Below are 22,670 nucleotides of genomic sequence, written 5' to 3' on the forward strand. Positions count from 1 at the left end.
CGAGGAAGAATAGTGTTTTAAAGGATGATGCAAGTGAAAATATTAGCCGCTGATATTGGTGGAACATCGATAAAAGTAGGAATCGCAGATTATAATGGACGCTTAGAAGTATTTAAAGAATATGATACGGAAAGTAACAAAGGCGGAAAGTATTTAGTTGATAAACTAATTAAGATAATCCATGAGTTTCAAGGCTTTCAAGCAATAGGCATTAGTACGGCAGGTCAGGTTAATAGTGCAGATGGTTCTATTATTTATGCTAATGATAATATTCCAAACTATACGGGAACTAAATTAAAGGAAATTCTCGAGAGGCATTTTAAAGTGCCTGTTAAAGTTGAAAATGATGTCAATGCAGCTGCCCTAGGGGAAAAGCATTTTGGTGCAGCACAGAACTATCATGATTTTATTTGTTTAACTTATGGTACAGGTATTGGTGGTGCCATTATCATAGACTCTAAAATTTATAAAGGGCATAATGGCTTAGCAGCAGAATTTGGGCACGTGATTACGCATCCTTTCGGTAATAAGTGTAACTGTGGTAAGCAAGGATGTTATGAAACGTACGCTTCGACAACGGCTTTAATAAAAAAAGCACAGCAAATAAACGCTGACTTTATAAATGGTAGAGTCATTTTCGAAAGAATGCATCAGGGAGAAAAGAGCTTAGAAAAGGTTTTTCAAGATTGGATAGTAGAAGTAGCATTAGGGTTAACTTCCTTCATTCACATTTTTAATCCTCAAGCGATTATAATAGGTGGTGGTGTTATGGAGCAAGATCATCTTGTTGAGATTATAGCACATCAAGTGAAAGCGTTAACGATGGAAAGTTTCGCAGATGTTAAAATTATGCAAGCCTCACTTGGAAATAAAGCCGGCGTTTTAGGTGCTGTGTCACTTCATTTACGAGGCGATTAATAGAAGGAGTATTAAAATGGCAAAACAAGATATATTTTCACTTATTCATTCGAGATACAATTCTTTTACTAACACGGAAAAAAAGGTAGCTGATTATATTCTCGAAAATATTAAAGATGTTATTTACATGTCGATTACCGATTTGGCTGATGCGTGTCATGTAGGAGAATCAAGTGTATTTCGATTTTGTAAAACGATGGATTTAAAAGGCTATCAGGAGTTTAAAATTATGTTAGCTCATAGCATTTCTCTCGATAATGAAACCCCGCAACTATCTAGTGCCATTACGATGCAAGATACGATTGCGGAACTATCGTCGAAGGTTTTATCTTCAAACGTTCAAGCGCTAACGGAAACCTTTAATTTACTATCGGAACAGGATATTGCACTAGCTGTTGAGTGCATGATTAATGCCCAAAGAATTCACTTCTTTGGCGTCGGCTCGTCCTTAATGACAGCAATGGAGGCCAAAAACAAGTTTATGAGAATTACGAATAAAACCGAGTGTTCGCTCGATTCACATCTGCAAATTATGTCTGCTGCTTTAATGACAAAGCAAGACGTAGCTGTGCTTATATCTTATTCGGGTTCAACGAAGGATACAATTGAAGTAGCAAAAGTAGCAAAAGAACGAGGGGCAAAAATTATTTCAATCACGAGATTTGCCAAGTCTCCTTTAACAAGTTTTTCTGATATTACATTGCTTTGCGGCGCGAATGAAGGGCCACTTCAAGGGGGCAGTTTATCTGCAAAAATATCACAGCTCTATCTTTTAGATTTACTCTATTTAGAATACTTTAAGAAAACAAATAAGGACTCCGTTCATAACAAAGAACTGACTGCACAAGCGGTTATAGAGAAGATGTTATAAAGGCAGACAAAATATTAGGACAAGTAAATTGATTGGTGGGGAGAGTGAGGTTGATGGAACAATCAATTGTTTTAACGAATGCCAAAATATATGCAGAAAATGGCATTATTGATGATGGATTTATAAAGATGACGGGTATGAACATTCAAGCTATAGGATGGATGCACAATTATAGAACGGATGAGCAAGCGGTTATCATTGATTTACAAGGACAGAACGTAATACCTGGCCTCATTGATATTCATATTCACGGTACGTCTGGTGCTGATGTAATGGATGGAGAAATTGCATCGCTGGAAACAATTGTCGAAGCATTGCCCCAGGAAGGGACAACGAGTTTTTTAGCGACGACAATGACACAATCGGACGACCATATTTCACAGGCGTTAAAAAACGCAGCAAATTTTATAAAAAATCATCAACAACCAGGTCAGGCAGAGGTGCTAGGGGTTCATTTAGAAGGGCCATTTGTGAACCCTAGCATGGCAGGGGCTCAACCAGTGGATTTTATCGTGCTGCCAGAAATCTCGCTATTTGAAAAATGGCAAAAGCTAGCTGAAGGAACCATTAAACTAGTTACGTTGGCTCCTGAGCAAAAAGGAGGCTTGGAACTAATCCAGCATTTGAAACAACATGGTGTTGTCATCTCAATCGGCCATTCGAATGCGACATTTGCGCAAGTCCAAAAGGCAATGGCTGCGGGGGCTACGCAAGTAACGCATTTATTTAATCAAATGAAAGGATTGCATCACCGAGAGCCGGGCGTCGCGGGGGCTGCTTTGTTGCTGGAAGAATTATATGCTGAGTTAATTGTAGATGGCATTCATGTATGTCCTGAAATGATTCAGTTAGCATATCAAAGTAAAAAAAGTGAGAAGCTCATTTTAATTACAGATTCCATGCGTGCAAAATGTTTACAAAATGGCAATTATGATTTAGGCGGTCAGTTGGTCATCGTGAAAGATGGTACGGCTGAATTACAAAATGGCACATTAGCGGGCAGTGTGTTAAAACTTGATGATGCAATGAAAAACATGCTGCATTACTGTGATGACTGTACACTGGAAGATGTTATTAACATGACGTCAAGAAATCCTGCAAAGCAGTTAAATATTAGTCATCGAAAAGGAAGTATTGCAGTAGGGAAGGATGCAGATATAGTAGTTTTAGACGATCATTACGAGGTGCTAATGACTTTTTGTAGAGGTGTCCTATCTTATCAAAAAGAACTATCAATGGATGACTAGCATTGGTTTATTTAAGGAGTTTTGTTGTCGAAGAAGCTGATTGTTTTCTTAAATACTAGTAAGTATCGTTTCAACATAGATTTTGTTACGATGTCCGTCGTTTAATATAAACGCTATTTTCACCTCTTATCGTTTTCCTTCAAAAGAATAATCTTTTTCACACTTAAATATTCGGAATATTTAGAATTTTTATAGGGCTATTTAGAAATAAAAGCAATCCCCCCAAAGGAGGTGATTTGCGCACTATTTTTTATATCCATAATAAGAAATTTATATTTCCAAATGAAGAGGAGGCGAACGTATGAAAAAATTTTTGGTAGTAGCTATGGCATCAATGTTGGTTTTAGGTGTTGGTGTGGCAAATAAAAAAGTAGAAGCTTCTAGGGACGGAGAATCAGTGGACAGAATAACATGGGTAACTAAACAGTTACTAAAAATCTATAAAAATTGATAGCAATTTATTTAAAGTATAGGTTTATCAACTGAATACCCTGCGTATCGTGTGAACGGTGCGTACTCGGTGTTAATTGCTTTGAACCCCTAAAGCCTTATGACCAAAGCGAAACTGGAAACGGTAAGCGTAACGGTGCGAAAGCAGAAAAAAAAATAAGGATAGCATAAGCTGAAAACAACCTCTCAGTGACTATAAATGGATTATCGTGACATATAGTAAACGGAGTGCTAAGTGCTAGTACAATGGGTGTTTAGCAGGGAAAGCCCTAAGTCAATCTTTGATATGGGACACCTTCAACGACTATCTCCTTGAGGGAGAGTAAAGCCGCAAGCGAATGGCGGAAGAAAAATACCGCATCTCTTTGTTGAGATGAAGAAATAGTCTGCGCTCATGTGAAAGCATGAGAAGTCTACTCGCGAGAGAAAGACTGCATTAAGGGTTGCGCCTTGGTGTGAACAAGAAAAAATCTGTTGAAAAATATTAAATTTATATTGAAACAAATTTAACTTGGTTTCTCGGTTTTATATTTTTATATGAAACATGGAGAGAGTAAGTATGAAATTAATGTTCATTTGCTAAACGAGTTGGCGTAAGCATTTCTACCATTAGAAAAATGATAGTGAAGTATTGCTTAAACCATGTCTGTTTCAGAATACTAGATAATACTCGACTGAACAATTAAGAGCGTCATCCGTCAAAGAAAACTGTTTGATTGACGAGGTGAAAAACATTGCTACTATCGATGAAGATCAAACTTAATCCCACTAAAGAACAAGAACGTTTGTTTTGGAAGTCTGCTGGAACTGCTAGGTGGGCTTATAACTTCTTTCTTGCTGAAAGTGAACGGCACTATTCTGAATATCTTAACGGTAAACACGAAAAGAAAACCATTAAAGAAAGTGACGTTAGAAAATATATAAACAATGTATTGAAAAAGACTACCCATCAATGGTTAAAAGAAGTTGGAAGCAATGTAATGAAACAAGCAGTAAAGGACGCTGATAAAGCTAGAAAACGTTGGTTTGACGGTGTATCAGGCAAGCCGAAATTCAAAAGTAAAGTTAGTTTTTATGTAAATTATGAAAGTCTGAAGCGTACAAAAGAAGGTTTTCGAGGTGAAAAGATGGGGGTTGTCAAAACATATCAACCTCTACCTAAACTACCGAAAGGTGAGAACTATTCAAACCCTAGAATCTCATATGATGGGCGAAATTGGTTTCTAACTGTTGGGTATGAGATTGAATATGAAAAAGTAGAATTAACAGGTGAGAGCTTAGGAATTGATGTTGGTATCAAGGAATTGGCTGTTTGTTCTGATGGTTCATTCAAAAAGAACATTAACAAAACGAAAGAAGTTAGACGATTAGAACGAAAATTGAAACGAGAACAAAAGAAACTATCTCGTAAAATTCAAGCTAATATTGTTGCACATACCAAAAATCGTAAACCCATCTACAAAGCACCTTTAAAAAACATGAAAAACATTCAAAAACAAAACGATAAGATTCGAATGATTTATAAAAGACTAACTAATATCAGAAGGAATCATCTTCATCAATCTTCAAATGAGATTGTGAAAACCAAACCATCTCGTATTGTTATGGAAACTTTGAATATCAAAGGAATGATGAAGAATAAGCATGTATCGAAAGCAATAGCGAAACAGTGCTTACATGAGTTCAAAAGACAGATTCAATATAAATGCGAAAAGTATGGGATTGAATTTGTTGAAGCTGATAAATGGTATCCTTCTTCGAAAATGTGTTCTTGTTGTGGAAATATTAAGAAAGACTTGAAATTGTCTAATCGAGTATTTAAATGTTCATGTGGTCATGAAATGGATAGAGATTTGAATGCTTCAATCAATTTAGCAAATTACCCAATCTAAGGAATTTAACGAACAATAAACCTTAGATATGTACGCAACGATACTGCGGAATTTAAGCCTGTGGAGAGTTATATCAAATCGTAGTAGCTTCGGCAAATCGAGACTTGGTGAAACAGGAAGGCACAAGACGAAATTCGAAAGATATAAGTTGTGCCATAGTAAAAATTGTTTCTATAAAGATTTAAATATACTTTAACAAATTTTTCGTATCGGAATATGCAGGAGAACTTGAGGCACAAAAAGGATTTGACAAGAATATTGGAACAGCTGGCGTCTTAGCTGGCTCTTATAAAGATTATTTAATCGTAGGAGGAGGTGCTAATTTCCCTTATGATACAGTTTTAAATGGAGGGGCAAAGAAACATTACTCCGATGTCTATGTCTATAAAAAAGATAACAACAAGTTAACGCTGGTAGAGCATACGAACCTTAATCATGAGATTGGTTATGGAGCGTCTATCACGACAGAAAAGGGAATCTATTATATTGGTGGCAGTCCTGACAAAGAATATGCAGATGATATCACATTATTGACGGTTGACCAAAATCAAAAATTGAAAGTAGAGAAAATAGGGGATTTGCCATTTACATTTAGTGATGGGATAGCGGCTGAAAAGAATGGTAAATTGTATATTGGACTTGGTAAGCAAAATGCAAAAGAAAGTAATAAATTATATGAATATGATTTAAAAACATTGAAAATAAAAGAGCTAGCTTCGATACCAGGGGAAAGTGTTCGAAACCAAAGTGTGGCCCAAATATTAAATGGAAACCTTTATGTATTTAGTGGTGGCGGATCTGTTGCCTATACAGATGGTTACCAATATAATATTGAAAAAAATCAATGGTCTAAAGCCTCCTCTGTAAAACTGGATGACAAAGAGCTATCTTTACTTGGCGCTAATTCAGTCAAATTAAATAACAATGAAATGATGGTCATTGGCGGTTTCAATAAAGAAGTTTATGATGATGCAGTAAAAAATTTAGGGACATTAAAAGATGATGAACTTTTGGCATTTAGAACAAAATACTTTACTGCAGACCCTTATGAATTTAAGTGGAATAAAGATGTACTCATCTATAATGCGCAAGAAGATACTTGGCGTTCTGTAGGAAAAGTCCCATTTGATGCACCTTGTGGTGAGGGCTTAGTGTTAATGGATAGCAACATTTATTCTATAAATGGAGAAATTAAACCAGGGGTAAGAACAAACGCAATTTATGCGGGTACACTATTGTTCGATTAAGAACAAACGGCTGCGTGTTGCTCATACTTTGAGGGAATGATTGTGTGAATCATTCCCTTTTTTGGGTGGTAACAATGTCTTCAATAATTTCGCCTTCAACAAATGAAGGGATATCTAAGCCAAGTACATGATAAATCGTTGGTGCAATATCTAAATTAGACGTGGTGTTTATTTCTTTCCCTTTTACAATAGCTGTCCCAGTAGCGATAAAAATAGGTTGTAACATCTTTCTATCAGCATCTCCTCCATGTGTCCCTAATTCAATCGGTGGTGCACTATTTTTTTCCATGTCGCTGCCCATCACATAGCCAGGAGCGCCAATTAATAGAACATCACCTGCGTTTTGATGTTCTAAAAGGGTACTATTGTCGTCTGTATTTTTTATGACCTTTTCATAGGGATGAATTTTTGGTTTCAAAAGATGGTGCCAAAGATCTTTGATATGATGTTGGACAGTAGGGAATGCAAAGCTCTCTACTTTAATGGCAGTTTTCATTTTTTGCACATCATATTGAATAAGTGCTTCCTTATTATCCGAGACTTTTACCTCTTTAAAAGCTTGCATGATTTGGCTACGGACATGTTCATATTGTTCACGTGGTACAACTCCCTTCTTTTCACGGTTTCTCAAATTAATATAGACATGTGCCGCGGAGCCACTAGGAATGGCGTAAGCTTTTGATTGCGCATAGTTTATGTTGTTTTTTTCATCTACAGTTAATAACCCAGCATCTTTTAATACTTTATTAGGGAAAAGAGTAGTATGGGCTGGTTCCATTCCATGATCCGAGACGACAAATAATGCATCATTCTTTTTCAAGGAATTTAATGTTTCACCAACTACTTGATCCGCTAAACGATATGACCATTCGATATAGCCCATATATTTTTCGGACTTTTTAACTGAAAAGTCTGGTTGCCGTGGATCGATTAATAAATACTTATGCTGTTCATGATCTATATGGGGCGTATAAAACATAAGTAAATCAGGGTTGTATTGCTGTTTTATATAAAGAGCAACTTTTGTAACCCACATAACAGATCGGGCGCTGATTTCTTCATATTCCTTTCTCGTAATCCATCCTTTTTCTAGGGCACTGTCGTCATCTTGGACAGGATAAAAACCAAATTGTTGCTCAATCTCATCGGAAAATCCTTTAGGACCACTAATTAAGCTAGAAGTTACGGCCGTTCTATAAAACTTTACAGGATGGCTAAGGTCTTGCATCTCGGCTTTTACTTTAAAGTAAAAACCTGCGGACAGAGAGTCTTTTAACTGGAAGGAAAGAGCTCCCCATTCCTTTGCTGTTACCATCACGTCATCCGCATCGACCTTTTTATCTGCAGATACTATAAAGGTGTCATAGTTTTGTATTTGATCGTTAGACGAGTCAATCGCTAAAATATGGAGAAGGCGATTTTTTTCATTTTTCATGTCAATAGACAATTCGGTTTCCTTAATAGGGCTGTAGCTTGTAGGGGCATCAATCCATGCGGAAGCTAGTTGAAAGGTTAATGACTCCAAAGTGCTTGGAGACCATGTTTCACCAAAATAAATAGCAAAATCACCTTGTTTTTCTTCTTTAGGATTTGCTCCAGGAAAAGCGATAGTAGCGGTTGTTTTGCCTTGTTTCCTAGCTTCTACCCACACGGGCGGTACTTCGCTTTCTGCTTGGAAACCACTTTCTTCATTATCGATAGCTGTATTTGGTTCGTGAAAATGATTGCTTACGATGCCCGTCTGTTTCGGTGTCGCCCCTGTGGCAATGGCTGCGTGTGAAGGGGCAGTAAGAGAAGGGGTAATGGTAGAAGGATTTTTTGCAGTAACCCCGTTTGCTAACATTTGTTTGATATGAGGTAATTTATTTTCTTGCACATATTTTTTAGTATAGTCATTTTTCATGCCATCAAATGAGATAAGGACAATCTTTCGTTCCGTTTCATCATTTTCCTTTGCTTTACCATCCTGAATGATGGTAAAAAAACATAAATTTAGAGCGATGATGCTTGCATATAAAATTTTTTTCATGTTTCTTATCCTTTCTTAGACTAACTAGCAATTGAAACAGCACCTAAACGCTTATCCTTTAGCTATGTATTCATTCACGAAGCGCCTTTATCCAAACAATACCCGTTGTCTCCTATTTCAAACGTTTGACTTAATAGAATGTCCAATGTCGATAAACAAGAAAAAGGAGGTGCAAGCATGAATCTTGCACCTCCTTTTTCTTACTTTCTAGCAATTTCTGCAACTTCAGTACCTACATGTACGGGTGGAAGACGGTCTTTCCATGGAACCGCTTCCTCTAATTGTTTCCCAAGCTGAAGCAGTGTTAGCTCATCTGCGAAGCGCCCTGTAAATTGGAGTCCGATTGGTAAGCCTGACGCACTCATCGCAAGTGGCAATGATAACGATGGTTGACCTGTTGCATTAAACAAGTTTGTGAACGGTGCGTATGTGAAAATTTGTTCTGTCCATTCAATTGCTGAAATAGTTGGGTTATTGGCATTTAGCTCACCGATTTTGGCTGGTAATGTGGCGATTGTTGGACTTAATAGCACATCATAATCCGCAAAGAATGTTCCAACTTGGCGTGACACAAGTGCATTGGTATGGATGGCTTCTAATAGTGCACTAGCCTTTAACTCTTTGCCATATTCATAACACTGCCAAATGGCTGCTTCAATATGATCGCGTGAAGGTGTTTTCCCAGTTAATGCGGCAGCACCTTCAATCATTTTATAAATATTCGCTGTCCAAATATTGACCGTTGCACTGGAAAAGGTTGCTTGGTCATAAACTGGTCGTGCTTCAACTACTTCATGCCCTAACTGTTCTAATAATTTTACCGCCTTATGAACGGCCTCAATACATTCCATATCGACGGATACACCAGAATTAGTTGCTGTAGTCCAGGCGATTTTTAGTGGTCTTCCCTTTTGTAGTATCGCTTTACTATAGGGCATTTCTGGGCTTTGTATAACCGAGTAGCAACCTAAGTCTGGCCCTGCTACTTGATCCAGTAAAGTAGCAGTATCACGAATGGTTTTAGTAAGGGCAAATTCAATGGCTAGTCCATTTAATGCTTCGCTATTGTAAGGGCCCATCGGTACGCGGCCACGTGAGGGCTTTAAACCGATGACACCACTGCATGATGCGGGAATACGAAGTGATCCACCACCATCATTACCATGTGCGATAGGGACAATGCCGCTAGCAACAGCAGCAGATGCTCCACCACTTGAACCTCCTGGGCTATGGTCTAGATTCCATGGGTTACGAGTAGGGCCGTAAACGACAGCTTCTGTTGCAGCATTATAACCGAATTCCGGTGTTGTCGTTGTACCACTTAATACAAAACCTGCGTTTTTAAAACGTTTCATTAATTCACTGTCAACGGACATCACCGCCTTTTCTGCCACACGACTGCCCATACTATGTGGCACATCCTCCGCATGAATGACAAGTTCTTTAATTAAAAAGGGGACACCTGCAAATGGTTGTTGTTCATGTAAAGTTGACATTGCTTTTTCAGCCTGTTCCTCTAATACGCTAACAACGGCATTAATCGAAGCGTTCACTTTGTCAATTCCTTGTAGCGCTAATGTTGTAAGTTCTTGCGGTGTCACCTGCTTTGTTTTTACTAACTCTGCTAATCCAAGCCCATCATAGGAAGCATATTCTTGTAAATTCATCTGATCACCTCATTATTAGTTTGACTTACAAGTTTATTTTAAAATGATAAATGAAAAAGTAACATTACCCGAAAGGATAAAATTGCTTTAAAGAGAATATATGTGTTTAAAAGAGAGAATAGAGGTGATTATAATATTTTTTGAAATAAAAGAGGTGAACTATTTACTAGAAGCAATGGTTAGAATTTCAAATATTAATTTGCAACAAACAAGTGAAGATTTTAAATTGAATGTTTTGCAAGTATTAAGTGAATGTTGTCACTACGAGCATGCTATATTCTGGGAAGTGATAGATGACGAGTTAACTAATCAACCAGTGTGTTTTAATGTAGAAGCGTATACAGTGGAAAATTATTTAAATGTATATAAATTTTATGATCCTTTACATCCGATGAATATGCAAAACCAGCCTGATATTCAATTAATGCAACAAAACGAAGTGATATCAAGAAAGAATAAGCGTTTTTATATAGAAAGCTTTTTACAATACCATGATTTTATAGATGAAATGGTGTTGTATTTGACTATACAACATAAGCCATCCGCGGCAATTGGCTTTTTGCGCAAAAAGGGGGAAAAGCCCTTTACCGAACAGGATCGACAAAAGCTATTAGTTGTGAAGCGCTTGATTGAAAATAGTTATTTATTACATCAATACGTTCAGCCAGCACAATCATTGCAAATTACCCAACGTGAAAAGGAACTGTTACGCTATTTATGTAAAGGGTTTAAAAATGCAGAAATTGCTAGTATTTTATATGTCAGTGAAAATACGGTGAAGAAGCATCTGCAAAATTTATATCGGAAATTTCAAGTCACTTCCCGAACGCAGCTCGTGTTAAAATATGCTGACAACTTTCGTATATAAAATGATGTACAAAACGTAATCCTTACGTTAAACAAATATTAACTACTCGCCTTATACATCCCATAAAAAATGACCAATAGCAGTGTTGTATGTTAAGAAAGAACACTGGCATTGGTCATTTTTTTATAGTCTATTTTTTCAATTACAATCCTCTTAAGCAGCTACAAACTTCGCAAAATCTTAAAACAAAATCCATTGTAGGCCTTGAATGACATCATTTAAAATAGTTTCATAGTATAGAGAAAGTACTATAACTATTTAAATATTTTTAATTTTAATTTAAACCAACAAAACTAACTGGTAAAGTATATAATGAAAGGACAAAAGGAGGTAGAAGTATGACTTTGTATTTTGATCATTTAGTTCATCAAGTTCAGTCACCAGAAAATATGAAAGTCTTTTTAAATAAACGTCATATCCATACCGTGAATGGTGGGCAACACACAATGTGGGGGACATATAATACGTTAAGCTATTTTGGATTAAGCTATATTGAACAAATAGCAGTATACGATCATGCACTATTTGAGGAAGCGGCTAAATTACCGTATTCTCTGCATTATACGTTCAAACAGAACAATGAGCGCTATGGTTTTTCAAGAATTGCTTTACGTACAACAAATATAGAGCAAGAGGCACAACGATTAAGTGCTCTTGGTTTCGATGTTTATGGACCAGATGCTTGTAGTCGAACGAGACCAGATGGATCAGTTGTGCATTGGAAACTATTGCATTTTGGGAAAGTAGGGCAAGCAATTGATTTTCCATTTTTTATTGAGTGGGCTGATGGAGATGAGGAGCGCTATGCGCAGTTAATAGCCAGTGGGGCGGTAACAACATCACAAACGATTTCAATGGAATCTGTGCAATTTTATGTGCAAGATGCACAGGCAACAGCAAAGTTATGGCATGAAGTATTACAATTACCGGAGCCAGTTGTACATTCCGAGTTTATTGCCTTACATTTGCCAAATATTCGTTTAGATTTCTATGAAGAAGCTGCTGCTACAAAAATGATGCTTGGACATAAAAGTGAAGGGCCTTTCGGAGTGACATTGAAGGATACTGATCGAACAAAGGAAACATTAATGTTTCCTTCGGCATTTTATTGGCTTAACCCTTAGAGATGTTTAAAGTAGGACCGTTTATAAATAAGGAGCTGTTCAGTTGTTGAACAGCTCCTTGTACCTTATAATTTCACAACATTGGATGCTTGCGGACCGCGATTGCCTTCCACTACATCAAATGAAACCTTTTGCCCTTCTTCAAGTGTACGGAAGCCTTCCTCTTGTATGCCCGTAAAATGTACAAATACATCTTCTCCATCATCACATTCAATAAAGCCATAACCTTTTTCGTTATTGAACCACTTTACGATTCCTTGTTGCATAAGCATTCGCCTCCAATGCGCTTGAATGTAAAATACTATCAATTAAATCGTGACATAATTGAAAAAATATGAAAAATTGCATTTTCTCTTAGAACATACATGAATTCATTAGAGATGTCAATTGATTGTCGAAATATTGCATAACTAACTGTGTATTCTTTCACAATAAAGTCTATAATGGAGTTGAATCATATATAGAGAAAGTAGGGTTCCATATGACAACGAAAAATCAACCTTTATCAGATTTAGAAATTGCTAGCCAAGCGGTAATGAAGCCAATTATAGACATCGCCAAAGCGGCCGGCATTCCAGAGGATGCATTAGAACAATACGGTCGCTACAAAGCTAAAATCGATCCTTTAAAAATAACAGCTCATGGTGAGGATGCAAAGGTGGTATTAGTGACCGCCATTAGTCCAACGCCAGCTGGTGAAGGAAAATCAACAGTTACGGTTGGGTTAGCAGATGCCCTTCATCAATTAAAGAAAAATGTTGTTGTTGCATTGCGTGAGCCTTCCCTAGGTCCAGTAATGGGTGTCAAAGGGGGCGCAACGGGTGGTGGCTATGCACAAGTTGTACCGATGGAGGATATTAACCTACATTTTACTGGTGACTTACACGCCATCACAACAGCGAACAATGCGCTGTCAGCATTTATTGATAATCATATCCATCAAGGGAATGCTTTAAACATAGATCCTCGTCGTATCATTTGGAAACGTGTGATGGACATGAATGACCGTGCGCTTCGAAAAGTGGTGATCGGTCTTGGTGGACCAGTACAAGGGATGCCACGTGAGGATGGCTTTGATATTACAGTTGCCTCTGAAATTATGGCGGTATTTTGTTTGGCAACTAGCATAGATGATTTGCGTGAGCGTTTAGCAAGCATCGTGATTGGTTATACATTTGATCGTGAGCCAGTATTTGTGCGCGATTTACAAGTACAAGGCGCACTAACGCTGCTATTAAAAGATGCGTTCAAACCAAACTTAGTGCAAACATTAGAAGGGACACCTGCTATTATTCATGGCGGTCCATTTGCGAATATCGCACATGGCTGTAACTCCATTATGGCAACACAAACAGCACGTAAGCTAGCTGATATCGTCGTAACAGAAGCGGGCTTCGGTTCCGATTTAGGTGCCGAAAAGTTCATGAACATTAAAGCGCGAAAAGCAGGCTTCAAACCAAGTGCAGTAGTCATCGTGGCAACAATTCGCGCATTAAAAATGCATGGCGGTGTAGCAAAAACAGCACTTGTTGGAGAAAACGTGCCTGCGTTGTTACAAGGCATCGAAAACTTAGCCAAACACGTGGAGACAGTTCGCACTTTCGGTGTTGAACCAATTATCGCGTTAAACCGTTTTATTACAGACACAGAAGCAGAACTAGAAGCCGTGCTAAACTGGTGTCAAGAAAATCATGTGCGCATTGCCCGTACAAATGTCTGGGAAGAGGGCGGCAAAGGTGGATTAGCCTTAGCAGAACAAGTATTATCTGTGTTAGATGAAGAAAATAATTTCTCTCCTTTATATGATGTAACCGAATCAATTGAAGAAAAAGTACGTACTATTGTGCAGAAAGTTTACGGCGGGAAAGATGTCCAATTTACAGACCAAGCGAAAAAACAAATGGCGCAAATCGAAAAATTTGGTTGGGATACGTTGCCGATATGTATGGCCAAAACACAATATTCGTTATCTGACCAACCAAGTTTACTAGGGCGTCCTGAAGGCTTTACCGTAACGATTCGTGAAGTCATTCCAAAGCTTGGTGCAGGATTTTTAGTTTGCTTAACAGGTGATATTATGACGATGCCTGGTTTACCGAAACAGCCAGCTGCCCTACGTATGGATGTCGATCGTGAAGGACATGCGGTCGGGTTGTTTTAATTAAAAACCGCGGGTAAAAGTAGTTGTTTCGCGGGTAAAGTTTAAAAAAACGCGGATAAAATACCTCAATTCGCGGGTAAAAGCATTCACAATATAAAAGCTGCCAACATCTCAATAAGATGGGCAGCTTTTATAGTTCCTTCAGCGGGAGGGTATTACATGCAGTCAATTTCTTTCCTACTTCCTTCGTAACGTATTACTTCCTTTTTACCTAAAATGAACTTCGGAAAAATGTTGCCTAAATGAATTATCGATCCTTGTTAGCACGACTCCAATGATGCGGCATTTCGCAAAATGATCACATAGTGGATGATACATGAATCATTAAAGGTAGGCGTTACGTTCCAATCTACTCAGGTATCGAATAGTAGAAGGTAACATCGATTAATGAAGAATCCATCATACCTTGCTACATTTGGTAAAAGCCTTCGTGGTCGTGCAAACAAAACTAACTGGTTGTTCACAAATTTTTGTATTGTACATGTACTATGCGGGTTGACAAACTTGAAAATAAGGGAAAATGTTCACTTTTATTGAAGATGATCGGTTACACTATACGCATTTCATCATTCTGTCAAACAGTATTCAATTGTAAGCCCGCTGAAGTTATTTAAGCTAGTAAAACACATAGTTTTTTGTACGCTACGCAAATTGTGAGTATACAGAACAATAGAGGTTGTTCTGTATGGTTATTTTACAATAGTCTGAATAATTAATCAATTGATATGTATTTTTTATTTGTTTTTCTCTAGAAAAGGCTACATCGTTACCAACTTCCGATAGCAATACAGTATAATAGGCAAAGAGGAAGGACTGAGAATGGATATGAATGATTTAAAAAACAAGGTACGTGGTATCTATGAGCAATTTGATGCGAGTCATGATTTTCAACATATTGAGCGCGTTTATGAAAATGCGGTAGCGATTTTACATACAGAACCAGATGCAGATGCAGAGGTTGTGAAAATGGCGGTGCTTTTGCATGATGTGAGTGATAAAAAGTATACAGATAGCAAAGAACAAGAAGAACAGCTTATTAATGAATTGCCGATTAGTGATGCAAAAAAACAACATATTCGTGATTGCATCGCACAAGTGTCGTTTAATGGGGGCAATGAACTGAAAGCCACTTCACTTGAAGCGAAAATTGTGCGTGATGCTGATCGTTTGGATGCCATTGGCGCAATCGGCATTGCACGGACATTTGCTTATGGTGGTGCCAAAGGTCGTAAACTCTACGATGATACAGAAGAAGCACGTACAACAATGACCGAGGAAGATTATCGAAGTAAAAATACATCTTCTGTAACCCATTTTTATGAGAAGCTTTTATTATTGAAAGATTTAATGACGACTGATAAAGGCAAGCAAATGGCAAATGAACGCCATCAATTTATGGTCAGCTTTTTACAGCAATTACAGAATGAAAGAGATGGAAAAGCATAATGAGTCATTTAATCGTACAAAATTTAACGAAGACAGTGGGCGATAAAACGCTCTTTCAAAATATCGAATTTACAATTTATGAAGGGGAGCGTGCGGGTCTCATCGGCATTAATGGTACAGGGAAATCTACGTTGCTGTCCATTTTAGCTGGTCAAATCGAAGCGGATGCAATTGCCATTGATCGTCCGAATAAATATCGTATAGCGTATTTACCCCAAGAACCAACATTTAATAGTGGTGAAACGGTACTACAAGCCGTGTTTGCAGGCAATTCGCCCGTTTTACAACTGAACCGACAATATGAAGAAACTGTGGCTGCGCTTGCGATGAAACCAACGTCAGAAAGCTTACAAAAAACATTGTTTAGCTTACAGCAACGTATGGATGAGGAGCAAGCTTGGGATGTCAATGCCCTTGCGAAAACCGCGCTGACAAAGCTTGGCATTGAAATGTTTGATAAAGAAGTGTTAACCCTTTCAGGTGGTCAACAAAAACGTGTCGCTTTAGCAAAAGTGTTAATTGAGCCAGCAGACCTTTATTTATTGGACGAGCCGACCAACCATTTAGATGTACAGTCTACAGAATGGTTGCAGGAAATGGTATTGCGCTTAAAAGGTGCTGTTATTTTCATTACCCATGATCGTTATTTCTTAGATGAATTATCAACCCATATATATGAAATTGCCGACCAAACGCTATATCGACATACAGGCAACTATGGAGACTTTTTAGAGGCTCGTGCGATTCGTGAGGAAATGGCCGCGGCTTCAGCCCAAAAAGATCGCAATCGTTATCGTTCGGAGTTAAAATGGATTCGTCGCGGTGCAAAGGCGCGCTCCACAAAGCAAAAAGCTCGTATTCAGCGTTTCGAACAATTGGAAGACAACTTAGAACGCAAGTCAGATGATGTGTCACTGGAATTGGGCTTAGCGACAACACGCCTTGGACGCAAAGTATTAGAGGCTGAAAATATATCAAAGGCTTTTGGTGCACAAAAAATCGTTGAGCATTTTACGTTTTTACTGCAACAAGGCGATCGTATTGGTATTATCGGTGCCAATGGCGTTGGTAAATCCACTTTACTTAATATGCTAGCTGGTGAACTTTCACCGGATAAGGGAGAGATTCATGTTGGCTCTACCGTCAAACTTGCCCATTTTAAACAGACGTTACCGAAAATGAATGAAAATGAGCGCATGATTGAATATATTCGTGAAGCGTCAAATGACATTACCGATGCAGAAGGTGTACGCTATTCCGCTGCCCAAATGTTGGAGCGTTTTTTATTCCCACTGCATGCACACGGTACACCAATCGGTAAATTATCCGGTGGAGAACGGAAGCGCCTGCACTTATTAAGACTTTTAATGGAACAACCAAATGTCCTGTTATTGGATGAGCCGACAAATGATTTAGATATTGAAACGCTAGGAGTATTAGAAGACTTTATCGAACATTTCCCAGGCGTCGTCATCACCATTTCCCACGATCGCTTCTTCCTTGATCGTATAGCTAAAAAGCTATGGATATTAGACGGGCAAGGACATGTCGATGAGTCGCTTGATATTTATAGCGATTATTTACAAAAGCGTGAGCAGGAAACATCTGTCAAGGTAGAAGCACCAAAAGTGGAGAAACAAAAGGTTGATAAGCCGAAATCTGACAAGAAAAAACTGTCATTTAAAGAACAAAAAGAATGGGAAACCATTGCAGATGAGATCGAAAAAACAGAGACAACGATTATGGAAACCGAGGCAGGGATTGCAAACGCTGGCGCTGATTTTACTAAATTGCAGGAGTTAACGGCGAAATTAGATGAACTAAATGCACATTATGAGCATCTCATTGAAAGATGGTCGTACTTAGATGAAATCGTAAACGGATAAGGAGTGTATTACATGAAAATACTTACAATTGAACCGACACCAAGTCCTAATTCAATGAAGATTATCGTCGATACGGAGTTACCGTTTGGCAAAAGCTTTAACTTTACAAAGGACAACAAAGACGAAGCGACAGGAGAAGCGGCAGCTATTTTAGCCATAGAAGGGGTTAAAGGCGTCTATCATGTAGCGGACTTCTTTGCAGTCGAACGTAATGCAAAGTACGGCTGGGAAAGTATTTTATCGAGCATTCGACAAGTATTGGGGGAAGATGTAGCGGAGGCTAGCGACATCCAAATTGCCAATGAATTTTTCGGTGAAGTTTATGTCCATGTCCAGTTCTACAAGCAAGTGCCGTTACAAGTAAAAGTATTTGACAATCAGCGAGAATACCGTGTGAGCTGTGGTGATCGTTTTGTCGATGCATTTAATAACATTATTGCTACAGATGTCGATGAAAACTACATCTTCCTACGTAAATGGATTGACTATGGCGTTCGTTATGGTGAGCTTGAGGAAATTGCGGAAGCGGTCAAACAGGAAATCGATGTGACCTATTCTGTACAACGTTTAGCTGATATTGTTGCAACGGCGAATGATACAGAAAAGACCAATCAAAAACCAGCTAAGTTAAAAATAACGGTGGAACAGTTCCAACAGCCTGAATGGGAAAAACGTTTCCAATTACTTGATCAAATGGCAGATCCCGAGCTTGATGATTTACCACTTTTAGATTTAGCGTTGCAAGATGAGCAAATGTCCATCCGTCGTTTGGCAACGGTCTACTTAGGCATGATTGAAGATGTAGCAGTAGTACCATACTTGGAAAAAGCATTGCGTGATAAAAGTGCTGCGGTGCGCCGTACGGCAGGAGACTGTATGAGTGACCTAGGCTTTGTGGAGTTTGAAGAGGCAATGCAACAAGCATTACAAGATAAAAATAAACTTGTCCGCTGGCGCGCAGCAATGTACCTGTATGAAGTAGGAACAGAGCAATCTTTACAAGCGTTAAAGGCAGTCGAAGATGACAAAGAATTTGAAGTAAAACTTCAAGTGAAAATGGCGATTGCCCGTATTGAGCAAGGAGAAGAAGCAAAAGGCTCAGTGTGGAAGCAAATGACCGAATCACGTCAACAATAATTGCATAAAAGTCATTACAAGAGCATCTAATTTCGATGCTCTTGTTGTATTTTTCGCTGCTAGAATCAAGAGAATCGCCACTAAAGCATCCGAAATCATCAATAAATTCTCCAGTATCGCTAATCAGGCGTGGAAAAGTAATTTAAGTAGTAGGTGAAGCCGCTTTTTCAAATGCTTTCTTAAAGGCATACATATAATTTTTAATTGCTCGTTGACTAATTTCTACTTGTGGGACCATGTGTTCAAAGCCATGAAAGCATCCAGGATATAGATGAAATTCGGTCGGTACACCCGCTTTTGTAAGCCTCGCAACATATTCAATAGTTTCATCACGGAATGGATCTAAATCGCCGATAAATGTATACGTAGGAGGAAGATTAGCATAATCGTCTGCATGCAGAGGAGCTGCATAAATAGGCGCTTCACTAGCATAATGAGGCCCTAAATACATTTCCCATGCACGCTGATTTTGCGGACCATTCCATACTCTAGCATCAGTAATTTCATTATTTGACGGTAAAATACAACGATTATCAATCATTGGATAAAGTGGCATTTGAAAAGCAATTTTCGGCCCTTTTCGATCCCTTGCCAACAAGGAAACCGCGGCAGTTAATCCACCTCCAGCACTTGCACCATGGACTGCAAGCCGTGTTAAATCAATCCCTAGTTCAGAAGCATTTGCCGCTAGCCATTCAAGGGCTGTATAGCAATCTTCTACACCAGCAGGGTAAGGATGTTCAGGTGCTAAGCGATAGCCAACTGAAACGACAACACAATCTAATTGAGCAACAAGCATTTGACAACTTGCATCAAACATTTCGATTGAGCCAATGATAAATCCCCCACCATGAATATATAAAATAGCAGGTACAGCGCCATATTTTTCAACTGGTTCATAAATTCGAATACGAACGTCTGGGGCCCCGTTAGGACTAGCAATAAAGCGCTCTGATATCATAACATTCTCCATTTTTACTTCGTCACCGCTAAGCATTTCATTCATTGCACCACGCGACTGTGCAATATTCTCTCTTGTTAAATGCAAATCTTCCATAGCTGATAAGAACGTTTTTAATTCAGGGTGTACTCGATTTTCCACTTGCATGCCCTCCTTATATTGAAACTATATTTTAATTGTGATTAAAATATCACAATTAAAATATAGTACAATGATTAAGAGAAGTCAAACGAAAAAAAGAGTATTTAGAAAATTGGGGGAATGACAATGCAGTTACTTATCCAATCGGGTGATCTTGGGCCAAAATGGTTCCATGTCGCATTGCGAGCAATTGTCCTCATGGCGGAATCGAACGAACTACTAAAAAGTAATGTCATTGCCGAGACACTAGGGGAAGATGCTACATTCATTAGAAAAATGCTCGCCAAACTTGCAGAACAGGATTATGTACAGGCGCATAGTGGTCGTTATGGGGGCTATTGTCTCAATAAAACACCAGCGCAAATTACGATGCAAGATATTTATAAAGTGTTAGGAAATGACAATGAAACACCCTATTGGTCGGTGCCATCTACCGGTTCAGAACGTTTTATCTCTATGGTTATTGCAAAAGCCGAAAAAACGTTTCAATCGGTACTGGCAGACTATACAATTCAAGATATTTTGGAGAATAGAAGTCAATAGGTGGTAGGGAGGTGCAGTAGTTTAGCACTGTTTTTTCGAAGTTAGTTGATCCCTGTTTTTCTCTTATTGTAATAAATGTAGTATTTTCAGAATTTATAATTATCCTAGTTTAATTGATTTTTAATTAAAAGGGTGTGTTGTAATTATGAAAAAAGTGTATTTATTAATGTTTTGTTTTATCGTTATATCTTTAGTACTTAAAAGTGATTTGATTTCTGTTGGTGGTGATAATGTTTCAGCTCAATTAGAATATCAAGATAGAGAATCTGCTATAAGTGTTGAAAAAGATTTTGACTCTAATAGTGAAGTACTATTGGGTTCTTTAATTAATTTAAATGGGGAAGGGACATATAAAATAATAACCTCGTTACCAGGGCAATGGAAAGTAACTTACTATGTAAGTATAGATAGTGGTTTCTATATTACTAATGTAAATCGATTATCAATTGAACTTTATAAAGGAAGTATTAAAAGAAATTCACTTACATACACAAAAACCCAAGCGACGTGTGTATTTGAAAGAAAAATAGGTTTATTAAGCCTTGAAACGACTGTAAATGTTAAAGTTTATGGAAAGCAGTTAATAATTGAATAAATTATTCTTCAACGATTTCCTCAAGTTCATAAATACGATTTTGTGGTGAATTAAATATCCATAGATCATATAAATCATTAAAATTTCTAAGTAAGGCAATAAATAAAAATATATAAATTAGCAGACGATAATTGTCTGCTTTTTTTGTATAAAAAAAGAGGATGAGTAAGATAATTACACCGAATGGTGACATAAAATAACCTGCTATTATACCAATAAATAAAATAATATATTTTTTTTTGCTTTTTACTTTGTTTTGTCTAATATCACTACAAAAAAAGTGATCTAGAGGCACATTATAGAACGTACTTAGCAAAAATAAATTATCCAAATCAGGGTAGCTCTTCCCATTCTCCCATTTTGAAATAGCTTGCCTAGAAATATTTAATTCACGAGCTATATCCTGCTGAGAATAACCTCTTTCTCGTCTTAATTCTCTTAAGCGATCTTTTAATTCTGTTTTCATATAATTCCCTCTTTTCCTTGGAAAGTATATATGCAACTAATAGTTTACACCACTTTGCAACCAATAGTTTCTTGAAAATCTGAAAATTCAAAACTATATATATTGTTACTAATGTTGAAAGGAGTGGTTATGTTGTTTTAAATAAAAAATTGTATTTTTGTTCAGTTGTTATGATAGTTTTATTGCTGTATCTGATTCGTGGCGATGATAGTCCACACAATGCGTTTTCTAAGGAAGACTGTAAACAAAATTGGGCTATCTGTTTAATTTACAATGGTTCTTACGTAAAAAATACAAATAGGCCAAATGTAAAAATAGCAGTACTTGATAGTGGTATAAATAGTCAGCTTGATATATTAAAAGGAAAAGTAACAAAGTCATATAACGCTATTGATGATGCTATTTTTACCAAAGATGAATTTGGACATGGAACAATGATTGCAAGCATCATTGCATCAAATCCTAATCCACATACAATTATAGGGGTTAATCCTAATGTGGAACTATATGATGTTCAAGTGTTGAATAACAAAGGAACAGGGAAAATTGAGCATATCGTAAAAGGAATAAATTGGTCTATTGAAAAAAACGTAGATATTATCAACTTAAGTTTTGGTTTTTCAAAAGATGATCCGCGATTAAAAAAAGTAATTAATTTAGCTTTATCTAAAAATATCATTATTGTAGCATCAGCAGGAAATACATTAGGTTTATCTACTGATTTCCCTGCAAAATATGAAGGTGTATATTCAATATCTGCAATTGATAAAGATTTTAATAAATATAAACTAGCCGCAAAAGGAAAGATTGATTATGTTACACCAGGAGTGAATGTTCCGGTTATTAATCATATGGGAGAAAGGAGTATAGAAAGTGGAACTTCATTTGCAACCGCCTATGCTACTGGCATCATGTCACTTGGCTTAGCAGAACCAAATATTGAAATTACAACTAAAGACTTGCACAATAAGGATATTTTTGGGGAGGGTTTATTACAAATTCAATAATTAGGAGAGATAAC

Annotated in this window: 20 protein-coding genes; 15 read left to right on the forward strand and 5 right to left on the reverse strand. The window is 37.5% G+C overall.

The features are described 5' to 3' along the window. The first annotated feature begins 33 nt into the window (after nt 1–33). From T479_RS08415 to T479_RS08435, 6 genes are all read left to right on the forward strand, one after another. Nucleotides 34–918 carry an ROK family protein gene (locus T479_RS08415; protein WP_025219221.1) on the forward strand — a complete coding sequence of 295 codons (885 nt, stop codon included), beginning with the start codon at nt 34–36 and terminating at the stop codon, nt 916–918. 16 nt (nt 919–934) lie between these two features. Continuing rightward, entirely contained in the window at nt 935–1,789 is an 855-nt protein-coding gene (locus T479_RS08420; RefSeq protein WP_025219222.1) for a MurR/RpiR family transcriptional regulator, read from the forward strand. A gap of 53 nt (nt 1,790–1,842) precedes the next feature. Next, the gene (gene nagA / locus T479_RS08425) at nt 1,843–3,036 is read left to right on the forward strand and encodes an N-acetylglucosamine-6-phosphate deacetylase (RefSeq protein ID WP_025219223.1); all 1,194 of its coding nucleotides are present in this window, start codon (nt 1,843–1,845) and stop codon (nt 3,034–3,036) included. 301 nt (nt 3,037–3,337) lie between these two features. Then, entirely contained in the window at nt 3,338–3,487 is a 150-nt protein-coding gene (locus T479_RS23685) for a hypothetical protein (protein WP_158497875.1), read from the forward strand. Between the two features lie 733 nt (nt 3,488–4,220). Next, nucleotides 4,221–5,378 (forward strand): RNA-guided endonuclease InsQ/TnpB family protein, encoded by a 1,158-nt coding sequence (locus tag T479_RS08430; RefSeq protein ID WP_025219224.1) that lies wholly within the window; start codon nt 4,221–4,223, stop codon nt 5,376–5,378. 257 nt (nt 5,379–5,635) lie between these two features. After that, the gene (locus tag T479_RS08435; RefSeq protein WP_227665457.1) at nt 5,636–6,625 is read left to right on the forward strand and encodes a cyclically-permuted mutarotase family protein; all 990 of its coding nucleotides are present in this window, start codon (nt 5,636–5,638) and stop codon (nt 6,623–6,625) included. A gap of 49 nt (nt 6,626–6,674) precedes the next feature. Here T479_RS08435 and T479_RS08440 read toward each other — a convergent pair whose 3' ends face one another. Both T479_RS08440 and T479_RS08445 read right to left on the reverse strand, forming a co-directional pair. Then, entirely contained in the window at nt 6,675–8,654 is a 1,980-nt protein-coding gene (locus tag T479_RS08440; protein ID WP_025219226.1) for an alkaline phosphatase family protein, read from the reverse strand. Nucleotides 8,655–8,854: 200 nt separating this feature from the next. After that, nucleotides 8,855–10,321 carry an amidase gene (locus T479_RS08445; protein ID WP_025219227.1) on the reverse strand — a complete coding sequence of 489 codons (1,467 nt, stop codon included), beginning with the start codon at nt 10,319–10,321 and terminating at the stop codon, nt 8,855–8,857. Between the two features lie 124 nt (nt 10,322–10,445). On the opposite strand from T479_RS08445, the gene T479_RS08450 reads away from it, so the two are divergent. Beyond that, nucleotides 10,446–11,189: a response regulator transcription factor gene (locus T479_RS08450; protein WP_227665426.1), complete on the forward strand. Its 744-nt coding sequence runs from the start codon at nt 10,446–10,448 to the stop codon at nt 11,187–11,189. A 338-nt stretch (nt 11,190–11,527) separates the two neighbouring features. After that, entirely contained in the window at nt 11,528–12,313 is a 786-nt protein-coding gene (locus tag T479_RS08455) for a VOC family protein (protein ID WP_024363475.1), read from the forward strand. A gap of 65 nt (nt 12,314–12,378) precedes the next feature. Here T479_RS08455 and T479_RS08460 read toward each other — a convergent pair whose 3' ends face one another. Next, nucleotides 12,379–12,579, reverse strand: coding sequence for a cold-shock protein (locus T479_RS08460; protein ID WP_004269397.1), 201 nt, complete (start codon nt 12,577–12,579; stop codon nt 12,379–12,381). Nucleotides 12,580–12,794: 215 nt separating this feature from the next. Here T479_RS08460 and T479_RS08465 point away from each other — a divergent pair, with 215 nt between their 5' ends. The 4 genes from T479_RS08465 to T479_RS08480 all read left to right on the forward strand — a co-directional run bounded on the left by T479_RS08465 (nt 12,795) and on the right by T479_RS08480 (nt 18,943). Beyond that, complete coding sequence (locus T479_RS08465) at nt 12,795–14,474, forward strand: formate--tetrahydrofolate ligase (RefSeq protein WP_025219229.1); 1,680 nt, start codon at nt 12,795–12,797, stop codon at nt 14,472–14,474. An 825-nt stretch (nt 14,475–15,299) separates the two neighbouring features. Further along, nucleotides 15,300–15,920 carry an HD domain-containing protein gene (locus T479_RS08470; RefSeq protein ID WP_024363477.1) on the forward strand — a complete coding sequence of 207 codons (621 nt, stop codon included), beginning with the start codon at nt 15,300–15,302 and terminating at the stop codon, nt 15,918–15,920. Next, nucleotides 15,920–17,806 (forward strand): ABC-F family ATP-binding cassette domain-containing protein, encoded by a 1,887-nt coding sequence (locus T479_RS08475; protein WP_025219230.1) that lies wholly within the window; start codon nt 15,920–15,922, stop codon nt 17,804–17,806. Before T479_RS08470 ends, T479_RS08475 begins: the two co-directional genes overlap by 1 nt. A 12-nt stretch (nt 17,807–17,818) precedes the next feature. After that, nucleotides 17,819–18,943 carry a conserved virulence factor C family protein gene (locus tag T479_RS08480; RefSeq protein WP_025219231.1) on the forward strand — a complete coding sequence of 375 codons (1,125 nt, stop codon included), beginning with the start codon at nt 17,819–17,821 and terminating at the stop codon, nt 18,941–18,943. A gap of 142 nt (nt 18,944–19,085) precedes the next feature. Here the strand turns inward: T479_RS08480 and T479_RS08485 are convergent, their stop codons facing one another. Beyond that, entirely contained in the window at nt 19,086–20,045 is a 960-nt protein-coding gene (locus T479_RS08485) for an alpha/beta hydrolase (protein ID WP_024363480.1), read from the reverse strand. A 126-nt stretch (nt 20,046–20,171) separates the two neighbouring features. Here T479_RS08485 and T479_RS08490 point away from each other — a divergent pair, with 126 nt between their 5' ends. Together T479_RS08490 and T479_RS08495 are read left to right on the forward strand one after the other, a co-directional pair. Then, the gene (locus T479_RS08490; RefSeq protein WP_024363481.1) at nt 20,172–20,588 is read left to right on the forward strand and encodes an Rrf2 family transcriptional regulator; all 417 of its coding nucleotides are present in this window, start codon (nt 20,172–20,174) and stop codon (nt 20,586–20,588) included. Nucleotides 20,589–20,733: 145 nt separating this feature from the next. Next, the gene (locus T479_RS08495) at nt 20,734–21,183 is read left to right on the forward strand and encodes a DUF5626 family protein (protein ID WP_025219232.1); all 450 of its coding nucleotides are present in this window, start codon (nt 20,734–20,736) and stop codon (nt 21,181–21,183) included. Between the two features lies 1 nt (nt 21,184). On the opposite strand, the gene T479_RS22775 is transcribed toward T479_RS08495, so the two are convergent. Continuing rightward, the gene (locus T479_RS22775) at nt 21,185–21,649 is read right to left on the reverse strand and encodes a type II toxin-antitoxin system RelB family anti-toxin (RefSeq protein WP_025219233.1); all 465 of its coding nucleotides are present in this window, start codon (nt 21,647–21,649) and stop codon (nt 21,185–21,187) included. A 170-nt stretch (nt 21,650–21,819) separates the two neighbouring features. On the opposite strand from T479_RS22775, the gene T479_RS08505 reads away from it, so the two are divergent. Next, nucleotides 21,820–22,656 carry a S8 family serine peptidase gene (locus T479_RS08505; protein ID WP_052599564.1) on the forward strand — a complete coding sequence of 279 codons (837 nt, stop codon included), beginning with the start codon at nt 21,820–21,822 and terminating at the stop codon, nt 22,654–22,656. Nucleotides 22,657–22,670: the final 14 nt, after the last annotated feature.

The organism is Lysinibacillus sphaericus (genome assembly GCF_000600105.1).
GTDB classification, from domain to species: domain Bacteria; phylum Bacillota; class Bacilli; order Bacillales_A; family Planococcaceae; genus Lysinibacillus; species Lysinibacillus sphaericus.

Coding starts and splice junctions, on each gene's coding strand:
- T479_RS08475 (WP_025219230.1), top strand. CDS start 15,920: ATGAGTCATTTAATCGTACAAAATTTAACGAAGACAGTGGGCGATAAA.
- nagA (WP_025219223.1), top strand. CDS start 1,843: ATGGAACAATCAATTGTTTTAACGAATGCCAAAATATATGCAGAAAAT.
- T479_RS08460 (WP_004269397.1), bottom strand. CDS start 12,579: ATGCAACAAGGAATCGTAAAGTGGTTCAATAACGAAAAAGGTTATGGC.
- T479_RS08455 (WP_024363475.1), top strand. CDS start 11,528: ATGACTTTGTATTTTGATCATTTAGTTCATCAAGTTCAGTCACCAGAA.
- T479_RS08440 (WP_025219226.1), bottom strand. CDS start 8,654: ATGAAAAAAATTTTATATGCAAGCATCATCGCTCTAAATTTATGTTTT.
- T479_RS08465 (WP_025219229.1), top strand. CDS start 12,795: ATGACAACGAAAAATCAACCTTTATCAGATTTAGAAATTGCTAGCCAA.
- T479_RS08505 (WP_052599564.1), top strand. CDS start 21,820: ATGATAGTTTTATTGCTGTATCTGATTCGTGGCGATGATAGTCCACAC.
- T479_RS23685 (WP_158497875.1), top strand. CDS start 3,338: ATGAAAAAATTTTTGGTAGTAGCTATGGCATCAATGTTGGTTTTAGGT.
- T479_RS22775 (WP_025219233.1), bottom strand. CDS start 21,649: ATGAAAACAGAATTAAAAGATCGCTTAAGAGAATTAAGACGAGAAAGA.
- T479_RS08445 (WP_025219227.1), bottom strand. CDS start 10,321: ATGAATTTACAAGAATATGCTTCCTATGATGGGCTTGGATTAGCAGAG.
- T479_RS08480 (WP_025219231.1), top strand. CDS start 17,819: ATGAAAATACTTACAATTGAACCGACACCAAGTCCTAATTCAATGAAG.
- T479_RS08495 (WP_025219232.1), top strand. CDS start 20,734: ATGAAAAAAGTGTATTTATTAATGTTTTGTTTTATCGTTATATCTTTA.
- T479_RS08420 (WP_025219222.1), top strand. CDS start 935: ATGGCAAAACAAGATATATTTTCACTTATTCATTCGAGATACAATTCT.
- T479_RS08490 (WP_024363481.1), top strand. CDS start 20,172: ATGCAGTTACTTATCCAATCGGGTGATCTTGGGCCAAAATGGTTCCAT.
- T479_RS08470 (WP_024363477.1), top strand. CDS start 15,300: ATGAATGATTTAAAAAACAAGGTACGTGGTATCTATGAGCAATTTGAT.